Origin of the sequence: uncultured Mucilaginibacter sp. (assembly GCF_903913935.1) — a bacterium.
In the GTDB taxonomy this organism is placed as follows: domain Bacteria; phylum Bacteroidota; class Bacteroidia; order Sphingobacteriales; family Sphingobacteriaceae; genus Mucilaginibacter.
On the sequence record NZ_CAIWNH010000266.1, the window covers coordinates 1 to 12,336 of the forward strand.

Below are 12,336 nucleotides of genomic sequence, written 5' to 3' on the forward strand. Positions count from 1 at the left end.
CGAGTTTGTTGCATTTGAAGCGGCAATCAGCCTGTTAAAAGATGCCGGCAAAGAAGATGTTATCCTGGGTGTTTACCAAAAATGTAAAGACAGCGCCGGATTGCCAAAGGAAAAAGTGGTAAATTATGTACAGGCAATTTATGAGCCATTTACTGACCAGGAAATATCTGACAGAATTGCAAAGATCATCACCCCAAAAGAAATAAAATGCGAGGTTAAGGTACTTTACCAAACCCTTGATAACCTGCACAAAGCATGTCCCGACCATGCAGGCGACTGGTACTTTAGCGGCAACTACCCTACACCTGGGGGTAACAAAGTAGTAAACCGTGCCTTTGTGAACTGGATGGAAGGAAAGAATCAGCGTGGTTATATGTAATTTAATGATGATTAGTTGGCGAACTTAATAACGCCAGCTAATCATTAAATATAAACCTATGGACGGTTACCTATTTTGTGAATTTTGTACCCAGAAGAAACATAACAGGAATATTAAACCGCTTGTTCCATGATTTCTCCGAATGATCCGCACCAATAAACTCCCTGGTTATCCAGTTTTTAGCGGTGTATCCTTTTAGTCGCATTATAGCGTCAGCCTGCTGTTGAAAAGGTCTGTATAATGTGTCCAGCGTTTTACTGCCATAGTCAAAATATATCTTATGGTTTTTGGCACTCGGTAAGTTAGTTTTCAAATATTGCATCATCGCCGCTGGTATAGGATTATCTTTTGCAGTAAAAAAGCCGGTCCAATGCGTGGATAAACAAGCAGCACCGCCGAAAACATCCGGATATTCACAAATGGCGTAAAGCGATATCAATCCGCCCATACTGGAGCCTGCTATAAAAGTATTACGGCGATCAGCCAAAGTCTGATAACTATGGTCAACAAACGGCTTAAGTTCAAAAACTAAAAATTTCAAATAGTTATCTGATTCAATTTTTTCCGAAAACAATTTATGATTACCAACGCTGTAGATCAAATCCTGCTGTGCGGGAGATAGTGCTTCAAAAGGCTTTTGAGGCAGATACTTGCTATGGCGATTTTCTTCGCCGTTCCAGATCCCCACAACAATGCATTTCCGGATTTTCCCTGCCGCTATCAGTTTGCCTAAAATCCCGGCAACATCCCATTCCTGTTTGTTCCACATGATCGTAGAATCAAAAAGTGCCCGGCCATCGTGCATATACAAAACAGGGTATTTTTGGTTTGGACGATAACCTTCAGGCAACCAAACATCAACATTGCGTGCGGGAACAAACTTCGAGCTGAACTTTTGATAATGAATTATAGTGCCGGTAACAACTTTAGGTGTTTGCCCATAGGCGTAATTTAAGTAAAGTGCAATAAAAACTAAAACAAATCTCTTTTTTATTTTTACAAACATTTTACTCCTGTTTTATGCCCCGGGAGGAGAAAAAATAAAATGGGTAACCAGTTTATCCAGTATCACCATCGCGGCAATGATCAGCGCAATACCGGCGACCTGGTTAAGACGGTGAATAAATTTAACAGAGATTCTGTCGCGCAGTTTATCAGCGTAAAAGGCCTTAGTCGTATCCATGCCAAACTGCACTACCAGGATAGTTAAAAACATGATCCCTATTTTTAATGCCCTGTTAGGTACGCCCTGGTGATAAACTGTGCTCGCTGCGCCGATAACTATCGTCCAGTGAAACAGTATAGTCGGATTAAAAATACACATGGCAAAACCCTTTAAAAAGTAGCCGGCCCTGTGCATCCTTGTGGGCACCACATTGGTGTAGTTCACTTTGGCCTTTTTAAAGATGTAGTAAATCCCTATGCCGGCTAAAACACAGCTGCCCACTATCCCGGCGTAAATTTTGTCTTGAGCGGAAACATCAAAGTATTGAGATCCGAATAAAATGGCGCCAACGAAAAACATATCACTGCAAACAACACCCAAAGCCAAAGCAATGCCGGCGTGAAAGCCTTTTTCAATACTGGTTTTTATTAACGCAAAAAATACCGGGCCGGTTAAAAACGTAAGCACTAATCCAAATCCAATACCCGAAATAACAGCTTCTATCATTAATTTAGGCTTCTATTCTTGTTCAATTTAAAAATGCCGCACGAATATGCAACTTTATATGGTAAACAACCAAACTTAAATTTGTTATTAATTAATTAAAAAATATAGCAGAATTACAAAAAATAACTAAGTTTAGTGCTTTAAATACACCTCTTTTATAAACCGAAATAAACAATGGAACAAAACAAGTCAACAAATCTTAAATCGGCGCTCTATACCCTAATTACCGTATTCTTCTTTTGGGGGTTCATCGGGGCGTCAAATGGCGTATTCATCCCTTTTTGTAAAGCCAAATTTGGGTTAGATCAATTTCAGAGCCAACTCATAGATTTTGCATTTTACGGAGCATATTATATTGGGGCTTTGCTACTTTTTATTTTCAGCAGTATTGCCCGGAAGGATATTTTGAATGGCTGGGGGTTTAAGAAAGGTATTATCTATGGCCTTTTGATCAGTACGTTTGGTGCAGCCTTGATGATCTGGGCTGTTACTTCCGGACATTACATCCTCATCCTGGGCGCATTGTTTATTGTTGGTTTAGGATTTTCCTTGCAGCAAACTTCGGCGCAGCCGTTTGCTGCGTCATTAGGTGAACCACATACCGCATCAAACCGTTTAAATTTGGCCGGAGGAGTTAATTCATTTGGAACAACTATCGGTCCTGTTGTGGTTTCATTCGCTCTGTTTGGAGTAATTGCTAACGTAAACCAGGAGTATATCAAACAATTTGCTCAAAAAGCAAACTCGTTAGATAAGATGGAAATACTGTATATGTTTGTTGGTGCACTATTTTTGTTATCTGCCGCGCTTTTCTTCTTTTCCAAAAAGGTACCTTCCGGGAAAGGTGATCCAACTTTTGAGCCCGCGAAAAAGGCAATGACAACCTTAATCGTGATAACAACTTTTTTAGTGGTAATATTCGGTTATATTTTTGCACGTTACGGGCAGCCTGAATACATTTTACATTTTATAACAAATAAAGAAAAGGATTTTCTGGGTCTTGGATTAACAATCACTTCTTTATTGATTGTGGTATTTGGCTTACTGTTCGCCAACTCTGCTGCGCAGAAAAAACCTGAAGGCTGGGGTGCAATGAAATACCCTCAATTGGTTTTAGGAATGATTGGTATTTTTACCTATGTGGGCGTTGAAGTTACCATTCAAAGTAACCTTGGCGCATTATTAGGTACTAAAGATTTTGGCGGCATCACCGGTTCGGCTATAGCACCTTATATTTCAATGTACTGGGGCAGTTTAATGATTGGGCGCTGGGCAGGAGCCATCGCTGTTTTTAATCCTTCCAAAGGGTTAAGAAAAGTTTTACTGATTGTGGTGCCTTACGTTGCCTTTGGTGTTGTATTAGCAGTAAATTCAATTTCCGGTCAAAACATTACACCATTGTATGCATACGCTGGTGTTGTGGCTATCCAGATCGCAGGATTTTTCTTAGGTCAGGACCGTCCGGCCCGTACTTTAATGATATTCGGCTTATTAGGAATGGCCGCTATGATAATAGGATTATTAACTACTGGTAACATTGCAACCTACGCTTTTATGAGTGGTGGTTTGTTTTGCAGTATTTTGTGGCCTTCTATCTTTGCTTTAGCAATTGCCGGCTTAGGCAAATATACCTCACAGGGTTCAGCCTTCCTTGTAATGATGATCCTTGGCGGTGGCATTATTCCACTTCTTCAAGGCAAACTATCTGATATCTTGGGCATTCATCAGTCTTATTTCATCCCTGTTTTATGTTTCTCCTACCTTGCTTTTTATGGCTGGAGGATTATTGGTATACTCAAAAAACAAGGGATAGAACACGAAGTAGAATTAGGCGCCGGACATTAAGCATAATGACTAAACTAAGTTTTGACCATATTTTCATGAATCTGGCAACCGACCTGGCCAAACGCTCACACTGCGTTAAGGCCCAGGTCGGTGCCGTTTTAACCAAGGATACGAGGATTATTTCTATCGGCTATAACGGGCCTCCTGCGCATACCCACAACTGCGATGAGGAGTGGCCTGGTGTTGGCTGTCCGCGTGATTCAAAAGGAAGCTGTTCCCTTGCACTGCACGCTGAAGAGAATGCTATACTGTACGCCGTAAAAAACGGCGCTAACCTTGAAGGGGCTACACTTTATACTACTTTATCACCCTGTTTGCCTTGTTCCAGGCTAATTTACTCAGCGGGTATAAAAAAAGTATTTTTCGACAGATCATATGCCGCCTATAAAGGTATAGCCAGTGATGAAGGGGTTGATTTTTTAAATAAGTTCGGGGTGACCGCCGTAAGGTTTAGTGTTTAACTGATTTCACCGATTAAATTTGAATTACACTGATTTTTCAGGGTCACCCAAAAATCGGTGTAATCATTTCTATCAATCGGTGCAATTACAAATAGGGTTCCACCTTGCTCAGCGCAAACATCAACTGTTCATCAGGAGTAAGGTCCGTATTGTCTAAAATAATGGCATCTGCAGCGCGTCTCAGCGGGCTCTCTTTCCGGGTGGTGTCCTGGTAATCGCGATGAGCCAGGTTTTCAAAAACTTCTTCCAATGTAATATCAGGATTTTTGGGCGCCAGTTCTTTAAACCTTCTTTCTGCCCGGACTTTCGGGTCGGCTGTCATAAAAATTTTAACCGTCGCGTCAGGAAATACAGCCGTGCCTATATCCCGCCCATCCATCACTATATTTTTTGAGCCGCCCATGCGCTGTTGTTGCTTTACCATTTCTGTCCGTACTTCATGAAGCGCAGATACCGCACTCACACTTTCGGAAACAGGCATCAGCCTTATTTCAGCCGATACTTCTTCATCATTTAAAGTGATATGTGTTTCATAATCACGCGAGTGAAAATTGAGATGGATCTTTTTAAGTGCATCAGCCACTTGCCTGCTATCCTGCAAATTTACATTGTTCCTTAAAAAATAGAGGGCCACAGCACGGTACATGGCACCGCTGTCAACATAAACAAAATGCAATTTTTTGGCTAATGCTTTTGCCAAAGTACTTTTCCCGCACGAAGAATAGCCGTCAATGGCAACGATAATATGGTCACTCATGGTTTACTAAAGTAAGTATTTTTAGTGAGTAGTTGAATAAGTGAGTGGTTGATTAAGTTAGATTAAGTTGATTGGGTTAAAAATCACCAGCTCATACCATAGGGTTATTTGCTGAAGTTATCAAAGTTACATTCTGCTGCCAAAATATTTTATCGAATTTTAAAACCTATTCAACTCAATCTAATTTATCCAACTTAATGAACTAATTTAGGCCCATGAACTTTACAAAAGCCGACCTGCAAAAGGAAATCACCTATAAAACATCAAGAAGCGGCGGCAAAGGCGGGCAAAACGTAAACAAGGTATCCAGCAAGGTGGAGTTGCTTTTCTCTGTAGATAATTCAGCTATTTTCAGTGACGGGGACAAGGAATTGATCAGCCTTAAATTACAATCACGCTTTAATAAAGACGGATTGATACAGGTAATTTGCGACGAAGAACGCAGCCAGTACCTAAACAAAGAAAAGGCGGTTGAAAGGCTGATACTATTGCTTACCCGCGCCCTGCATCAACCCAAAATACGCAAAGCCACAAAAGTTAGCAAAGCTGCCAAAATGGCCCGGCTGGAAAAAAAACGATTAAATTCTGTGAAGAAGGAGAATCGGAAGAATAAGTTTGACGAATAGCTTATAGTTAATCGTTGATAGTTCATGGTTCATGGCAGCTGCAATGTTCGGCTATGAACTATGAACTATGAACCATCAACTACCTTACTTAAACCTATACAAGCCTGTAATCGCCGCCCATTGATGCGTTTGCACCATTTCCTTATCATCCAAAGTATGAAAGATAGCTGCAATATCAAAAACAAAACGATTGGTACTGAAAGCTACACCAAATTGCTGGCTGAATATAAAAGGCTCTTTATTTTTAGTGATCTCAAGCCCGCTGTGGTTATCAAACAAGCCGCCCTGTATGGTCGCATCGTAGGCCACGTAATTGGCTAATGGTTTGTAATAGAAGAATATTTCGTGTTTGTTGAGTGGATTGGCCACTTCTTTTCTGATGGCTGTACTCTGCGTACTTACCGAATTAAATAACTGGTTAAATGACCCTAGCCTAACCAAGGGACCCAAACCCGCCCCGGTAAACCCATTGCCAAGGTTAACATAACTTGATAAAGTTACGTCAATCCATGCTCCTCTTAAAAGCAGTTTATTATATTCGGCTGAAAGGTTTAGCTGGGCCTCGTTATTGATCTGGTATTCCCAGCCACTGGGGTGGTAAAAACCAAAATTATCATGTACAAAATCCTGTATCTGTTTGCCCTCTGCACCGGGGCCAATGATACCGACCCGGGCGGTAAGCTTTAAACTGCTTTCATCTTTATACAATAGGTTTAATGATGCACCTACATACATATAAGCAGCAAAAGGCCTGTCGATAAGGCCCGGTTGGTCAACCCCTTCGGCATTTGCGATGCTGCCGCTTTGGGGGTTAAATATTTTTTGCCCGAATTCAAAACCCAAAACTTTGTTCTGTAGCTTTGAACTTTCGCTCACATTCAGGGCATGGCGGTAGTAAATAAAAATCCCATCAGTATAATACTTGTCGGACCCCTGAAGCAGATAGGAATCGTTATCAGTTTCAGCGCCGATCTCAGTACTGTGGTTTTGAGCGAAAACGCCTGTTGAACAAAGAAAAAAGAAGCACCAAGTAAACAGTTTAAATCTCATCAGGTTGTATAAATTCGTAGTAAAAATATAAAAAACCTTGTAAAACAAGGTTTTTTATCAAATAGTGGCCATTAGAAAGTGTAACCAAAGCTTAGCCCAAAGTAAGGCACAAAATTCGAACTGTCGAAAATCGGATTAAAACTGGCCCTGAAATTAAATCCGCCATCTACCGGTTGGTACCGGTAACCAAAGGTCATTGTTCCCAAAACTGTATTTGCGGTTACAGGGTTGGTATTTAATGATAAAAAATCGGCGCCTGTGTTAAATGAGGCATAAGTAGCGCCGAGGCCAATCTCAAAATATTTATCTGTCTTTCCTAACAGGTAGTTTAATTGCACAGGGACAGTAACTACCGAAACACCGCCGCTTGCTATAAATCCAAGGCCAATCCTTCCGCCTAGACCATCTCTTCGTTGCGAAAAACGGGTGTCGTAATTAGCAGAAAACAAAAGGCCCGGTCCGCCTAACTCTATGTAAACATTTTGAGCACGCGCGTTTAGCGCAGAATCAGCTTTTGAATGAACAACAGACTGCGCCGTAGCAGAATGATAAAAAAAGAAAGGAATTAACAAGAATAAAGGTTTTAAAAGGCGGGTTTTCATTTGCAATAGTTTTGAATAAAGATATTTGATTAATTCGTTATTACAACAATACCAAATGTTTATTTGCTTATTTGAAGGTATAACCAACACTTAGGCCCCCATATGGTTCGAAATTTGAGCTGTTAAAAAGGGGATTAAAGCTTGCTCTGAAACTAAAGCCTCCATCAACAGGCTGGTAACGGTACCCAAATGTCATCGTGCCCAAAACAGTTGATTTGCCCCCCTGGGTTCTATTAAAATAAATAATATCTGAATAAACATTCCCGGGAGCCTTAAAATACACCCAAGTAACGCCAAGGCCGGCTTCGAAATACTTGCTTTTTTTTCCCAGTAAATAATTTAGCTGTACTGGTACTGATGTGAAAGATGACCCGTAGTTGTCAAGGTACCCCACTCCTATCCTGCCTCCTATGCCATCCCTGCGTTTTGAAAAGCGGGTGTCATAGTTTGCAGAAAAATACAGGCCGGGTCCGCCTAACTCAACAAATACATTTTGAGCCCTGGTTTTCAGGCTTGAATCCAATGCTAAAGATTTTACAGCTTGCGCCTTTAGGGAGTTAGAAAGGAGAAAATAAGCTATAAAGCAGAAGATGAACTTAAAAAGTTGGTAGTGTTTCACAAAGTTTGGTTTGCAATAAAGATATTTGTTTAAATCAGTATTGCAAACTAAACTTCAAATTGGCGTTGTTAAAAAGTATAACCTACACTAAAGCCACCTGCAGCAATAAGGCCTGCATCATAAAGTATCGGCACAAAACCGATCCTGAAATTGATGCCGCCGTTATCCTGCTGGTACCGGTAACCTATTGTGGCGGTACCTATAAAACCGGTTATATTATCAAATTGAAAAACTGTACCTGTAGTGCTGCCATGCGACCTTACAAACGTAGTGCCGGCGCCAAGCTCCAAAAAACTGCTGGCTCCTGGTTTTTTAAAGCCGTATAGATAGTTTACCTGAAAAGGAACGGTTGCTACCCAGTTTGAGCCAGTATTATAATAACCTGCACCAATTCTGTAACCCCATTTATCACGGCCTTCACCAAAACGGGTGTCATAATTTGCCGTTAATGCAAGTCCGGGGCCGCCTACTTCAAGAAAAACAGTGCGGGGTTTGGCTGAGTTTGGTACTGTAGTGTCTCTTTTTACAGTATCCTCTTCAAGGTTTTGAGCCTTCAAACAAAAATGTGATGTAACAAGTAGGAATAAAAAAACAGCTTTTAATAAAAAGGCCTTCTTCATTTTTTTTTGATTGTTTTAGATTGATTTTTTTTAAACTATTATCATAATTAATTTATAATTATGATAGTGCGTATTACGGCATTAGGCTGTAAAAGGTTTCAGGAAAGGTGGTAAAGGGCATTATCCACAGGTAAAAACAGGTAGTTATCAGCCGCTTACAAATAAAAAAATAGCGCCATTTGTTACGGGTTACCCCTACAAATAGCGCTACTAAAAATTGTTTATTAATTTAAAACAGGGCTTTTCTCTTCTTTTACGCTCAAATCGATAGGGTTCTTAACCTTTTCATCCAAAAGCGCGAGATCAATTACTTCGCGCATATCAGTTACATAATGAAACTGAAGATCCTTGATATAATCACCCTTGATTTCGAGGATGTCTTTTTTATTTGACGCACATAAAATGATCTCTTTTATATTCGCCCGTTTGGCGGCAAGTATTTTTTCTTTGATACCGCCAACAGGTAACACACGGCCACGCAGCGTAATTTCTCCTGTCATGGCCAGGTGAGGTTTTATTTTTCGTTGCGTAAATGCCGATACCAAAGCAGTTAACATTGTTACACCGGCAGATGGGCCATCCTTAGGGGTTGCGCCTGCCGGAACGTGAACGTGTATATCCCAATGGTCAAACAACCGTACATCGATGTTAAATTCAGCGGAATGGGCCCTTAAATAGGCGAGCGCAATACTTACTGATTCTTTCATTACATCGCCCAGGCTGCCGGTAAGTGCAAGTTTCCCTTTTCCGGGGCTTAAGCTCACTTCAATAAACAGAATATCCCCGCCAACTGATGTCCATGCCAGTCCGGTAACTACTCCGGCTACGTCGTTGCCTTCGTACAGGTCCTTATCAAATATCGGGGCCCCCAATATCCTTTCAACATCACTTTTGCTTACAACAGGGTTATAAGGCTCTTCCATTGCAAGGCTTTTTGCTACCCCGCGAACAAGGGAACCTATCTTTTTCTCTAAAGCCCGCACACCCGATTCGCGGGTATAATCAACTACCAGTTTTTCAACTACATCGGGTTTTAATACCACATCTTTGGTTTTTAAGCCGTGAGCCTCGCGCTGTTTGGGTATCAGGTGTTGTTTGGCGATCTCTATCTTCTCTTCAATGGTATAACCACTTACTTCGATGATCTCCATACGGTCAAGCAAGGCAGGCTGTATGCTGCTTAATGAATTTGCTGTCGCGATGAACATTACATTTGAAAGATCGAAATCCATTTCCACATAATGATCATAAAAGGTACTGTTTTGTTCAGGGTCCAGTACCTCTAATAAAGCAGAAGACGGATCGCCCCTGAAATCATTGCCAACCTTATCAATTTCATCCAAAATAAAAACCGGGTTAGCGGCACCTGCCTTTTTAACAGATTGTATAATACGCCCTGGCATGGCGCCTATATAAGTTTTACGGTGGCCCCTGATCTCGGCTTCATCACGAATACCGCCCAGTGCCATCCTCACATATTTACGCCCCAGCGCCCTGGCAATTGATTTACCAAGGGATGTTTTACCCACCCCCGGAGGGCCAACAAGGCAAAGTATAGGCGCCTTCATGTTGTGCTTTAGTTTAAGCACCGCCAGGTATTCTATAATCCGCTGTTTCACCTTATCCAGCCCGAAATGGTCTTTGTCTAATATTTTTTGCGCCCGTTTCAGGTCGAAATTATCTTTGGTAAATTCGTTCCAGGGCAAATCAAGGAGTAATTCAAGGTAATTTATTTGAACTGAATAATCGGCTGCTGCGGGATTGGTGCGCGCCAGTTTTTCTATTTCCTTGTTAAAATGGTCGTTAACTTCTTTTCCCCATTTCTTTTTAGCGCCGCGCAATTTTAAACTTTCAATCTCCAGGTCGGGCGAATTGCCGCCAAGTTCTTCCTGGATCGTTTTTAATTGCTGGTTCAAAAAATAATCACGCTGCTGCTTATCCAGGTCGACCCGCACTTTGCTTTGGATCTGATTTTTTAACTCCAGCATTTGCAGGTCAAGGGTGAGGTGCTCAAGCACCAGGTTTGCACGTGTGCGCAGGTTTGGCTCTTCCAGTAAACGCTGTTTGGCGTTCATATCAGCATTCATATTTGATGAAATGAAATTGATCAAAAATGAAGTGCTTTCAATGTTGCGGATAGCAATACCAGCCTCACTCGGAATATTAGGTGAAAGCTGTATGATACTCATGGCCATATCCTTAATGGAGGATACCATGGCTTTAAACTCTTTATCGTCTTTGTGTTTTACCTCTTTAAAGGGCTCAATAGAAGCTTTTATGTAAGGCACACTTTGAACTTCTTCTTTCAGAACGAACCGCTTTTTGCCCTGCAATATTACTGTGGTGTTACCATCAGGCATTTGCAGCATTTTGATGATAAGGGCGATTGTACCTACCTTATTTAATTGGGAAAATGTTGGGTCTTCGACACCCACATCCTGTTGCGACACTACCCCGATCATCCGGTTGCCTTTATTGGCGTCGCGGATAAGTTTGATAGATTTATCGCGGCCTACGGTAATAGGGATTACCACCCCGGGAAATAATACTGTATTACGTAACGGTAATATGGACAACACTTCAGGCAGGAGTTCGTTGTTCATTTCTTCCTCATCTTCTGATGACATTAAAGGAAAAAATTCAGACTCCTCGTTTATAACCGGTAAAGCACTTCTAAAATCAAATGGATCGAAACTCATCAAACACCTCTCGTTGTAAAAATAAAAAACGCCATATTGTCAGCATGTAAAGTTCTACAGGCAATAAAACCGTTCAAATAGCATCCTGCTATCATTCAGGAGTTATTGGTCAAGACATGTGCCAATATAAGCTATAATTGAGCAACATTTGGATTAAACCCATAAAATATTGATTACATGAAGTTTATAATAATTCCGTATCGTTATAAATGATTGAAAAAAAATTGATAAAGATGAAAAAAAGTCATATAATCGCCTTCTTTTATTTTCTTAGGATCAAAAGATTTGATAAAAAACGGTTTAACCGACATAATAATTTCTAAAAATATCAGTTATTGTTGTACTGTTTTGATAAACATTAAAGCCCCGATGAGATTTTCGGTAATCATTTCGTTTCTGCTTGTTGCCTCATTCGAAAACACGTCGGCTCAAAATTCCTATGTAAAATTGGGCCAGCAGGCTTTAATGGAGGGTGATTTTAAGGCGGCAGTTATGCAGCTTGAAAGGGCTTGCCTGGTGGATTCAACCAATGCCAATGCGCTTTGGATGCTTGGCTACTCCTATTATCACAGCGAAAATTACCGCAAATCAATTGCTGCTTACACCAAAGAATTGCAGATAAACCCCGTTGATGCCAGCGCCTATTATTACCGGGCCAGAGCTAAAAGTTATATGGGGAAAGATGTTCAGGTTTCAGCAGCCGAAAAGGAACAGTATTTATTAGGCGCTATATTTGATCTTACCAAAGCTATTGCTATCGACCCTAACGATGCAAACAATAAATTTTTTCAGACCAGGGGAATCGCGTATCGCGAATATGGTGTATTCAAATTGACCGCACCCGGGCGTTATTACGATAAAATAAGGGGGATCAATTCATTAAAAGCATCCGTTGCTGACCTTGAAAAGGTTTTGGCAGAAAACCAGGGCCGTACTGACATAGCCGCACTGATCGACCTTTCAAAGCAAAAGCTTGGCGAGGCCCTTGCCGCCCGCAAATAAAAAA

General features: G+C 41.0%; 11 protein-coding genes and 2 pseudogenes. 5 read left to right on the plus strand and 8 right to left on the minus strand.

Going from position 1 to position 12,336, the window contains the following annotated elements:
• A pseudogene (locus tag QZY09_RS10345) lies at window positions 1-379 on the plus strand (amidophosphoribosyltransferase); the annotation flags it as partial.
• 70 nt (window positions 380-449) lie between these two features.
• Here QZY09_RS10345 and QZY09_RS10350 read toward each other — a convergent pair.
• Together QZY09_RS10350 and QZY09_RS10355 are read right to left on the minus strand one after the other, a co-directional pair.
• Window positions 450-1,385: an alpha/beta hydrolase-fold protein gene (locus QZY09_RS10350; protein ID WP_295672079.1), complete on the minus strand. Its 936-nt coding sequence runs from the start codon at window positions 1,383-1,385 to the stop codon at window positions 450-452.
• A 12-nt stretch (window positions 1,386-1,397) separates the two neighbouring features.
• On the minus strand, window positions 1,398-2,051 hold the full coding sequence (locus QZY09_RS10355) for a LysE family transporter (RefSeq protein WP_295672082.1): 654 nt from the start codon (window positions 2,049-2,051) through the stop codon (window positions 1,398-1,400).
• 405 nt (window positions 2,052-2,456) lie between these two features.
• Here QZY09_RS10355 and QZY09_RS10360 point away from each other — a divergent pair, with 405 nt between their 5' ends.
• Together QZY09_RS10360 and QZY09_RS10365 are read left to right on the plus strand one after the other, a co-directional pair.
• On the plus strand, window positions 2,457-3,896 hold the full coding sequence (locus QZY09_RS10360; protein WP_295672084.1) for an MFS transporter: 1,440 nt from the start codon (window positions 2,457-2,459) through the stop codon (window positions 3,894-3,896).
• A 5-nt stretch (window positions 3,897-3,901) separates the two neighbouring features.
• Window positions 3,902-4,357: a dCMP deaminase family protein gene (locus QZY09_RS10365; RefSeq protein ID WP_096350562.1), complete on the plus strand. Its 456-nt coding sequence runs from the start codon at window positions 3,902-3,904 to the stop codon at window positions 4,355-4,357.
• 85 nt (window positions 4,358-4,442) lie between these two features.
• Here QZY09_RS10365 and cmk read toward each other — a convergent pair whose 3' ends face one another.
• Window positions 4,443-5,114 (minus strand): (d)CMP kinase, encoded by a 672-nt coding sequence (cmk, locus tag QZY09_RS10370; protein ID WP_295672087.1) that lies wholly within the window; start codon window positions 5,112-5,114, stop codon window positions 4,443-4,445.
• A gap of 248 nt (window positions 5,115-5,362) precedes the next feature.
• On the opposite strand from cmk, the pseudogene arfB reads away from it, so the two are divergent.
• Window positions 5,363-5,740 (plus strand): annotated as a pseudogene (gene arfB / locus QZY09_RS10375) (alternative ribosome rescue aminoacyl-tRNA hydrolase ArfB); the annotation flags it as partial.
• Between the two features lie 84 nt (window positions 5,741-5,824).
• Here the strand turns inward: arfB and QZY09_RS10380 are convergent.
• From QZY09_RS10380 to lon, 5 genes are all read right to left on the minus strand, one after another.
• Window positions 5,825-6,790, minus strand: coding sequence for a lipid A deacylase LpxR family protein (locus QZY09_RS10380; RefSeq protein ID WP_295672092.1), 966 nt, complete (start codon window positions 6,788-6,790; stop codon window positions 5,825-5,827).
• A 71-nt stretch (window positions 6,791-6,861) separates the two neighbouring features.
• Complete coding sequence (locus QZY09_RS10385) at window positions 6,862-7,392, minus strand: hypothetical protein (protein WP_295672094.1); 531 nt, start codon at window positions 7,390-7,392, stop codon at window positions 6,862-6,864.
• Window positions 7,393-7,459: 67 nt separating this feature from the next.
• The gene (locus tag QZY09_RS10390; protein ID WP_295672096.1) at window positions 7,460-8,011 is read right to left on the minus strand and encodes a hypothetical protein; all 552 of its coding nucleotides are present in this window, start codon (window positions 8,009-8,011) and stop codon (window positions 7,460-7,462) included.
• A 68-nt stretch (window positions 8,012-8,079) separates the two neighbouring features.
• Entirely contained in the window at window positions 8,080-8,631 is a 552-nt protein-coding gene (locus QZY09_RS10395; protein ID WP_295672098.1) for a hypothetical protein, read from the minus strand.
• A gap of 224 nt (window positions 8,632-8,855) precedes the next feature.
• Window positions 8,856-11,330, minus strand: a complete 2,475-nt coding sequence (gene lon, locus QZY09_RS10400) for an endopeptidase La (protein WP_295672100.1) — start codon at window positions 11,328-11,330, stop codon at window positions 8,856-8,858.
• 369 nt (window positions 11,331-11,699) lie between these two features.
• On the opposite strand from lon, the gene QZY09_RS10405 reads away from it, so the two are divergent.
• Window positions 11,700-12,332, plus strand: coding sequence for a tetratricopeptide repeat protein (locus tag QZY09_RS10405; protein WP_295672102.1), 633 nt, complete (start codon window positions 11,700-11,702; stop codon window positions 12,330-12,332).
• The last annotated feature ends 4 nt before the right edge of the window (window positions 12,333-12,336 follow it).

Excerpts from the sequence above, each read along its gene's own strand:
- QZY09_RS10350 (WP_295672079.1), bottom strand. The coding sequence starts at position 1,385 with ATGTTTGTAAAAATAAAAAAGAGATTTGTTTTAGTTTTTATTGCACTT.
- QZY09_RS10355 (WP_295672082.1), bottom strand. The coding sequence starts at position 2,051 with ATGATAGAAGCTGTTATTTCGGGTATTGGATTTGGATTAGTGCTTACG.
- QZY09_RS10365 (WP_096350562.1), top strand. The coding sequence starts at position 3,902 with ATGACTAAACTAAGTTTTGACCATATTTTCATGAATCTGGCAACCGAC.
- cmk (WP_295672087.1), bottom strand. The coding sequence starts at position 5,114 with ATGAGTGACCATATTATCGTTGCCATTGACGGCTATTCTTCGTGCGGG.
- QZY09_RS10380 (WP_295672092.1), bottom strand. The coding sequence starts at position 6,790 with ATGAGATTTAAACTGTTTACTTGGTGCTTCTTTTTTCTTTGTTCAACA.
- QZY09_RS10385 (WP_295672094.1), bottom strand. The coding sequence starts at position 7,392 with ATGAAAACCCGCCTTTTAAAACCTTTATTCTTGTTAATTCCTTTCTTT.
- QZY09_RS10395 (WP_295672098.1), bottom strand. The coding sequence starts at position 8,631 with ATGAAGAAGGCCTTTTTATTAAAAGCTGTTTTTTTATTCCTACTTGTT.
- lon (WP_295672100.1), bottom strand. The coding sequence starts at position 11,330 with ATGAGTTTCGATCCATTTGATTTTAGAAGTGCTTTACCGGTTATAAAC.
- QZY09_RS10405 (WP_295672102.1), top strand. The coding sequence starts at position 11,700 with ATGAGATTTTCGGTAATCATTTCGTTTCTGCTTGTTGCCTCATTCGAA.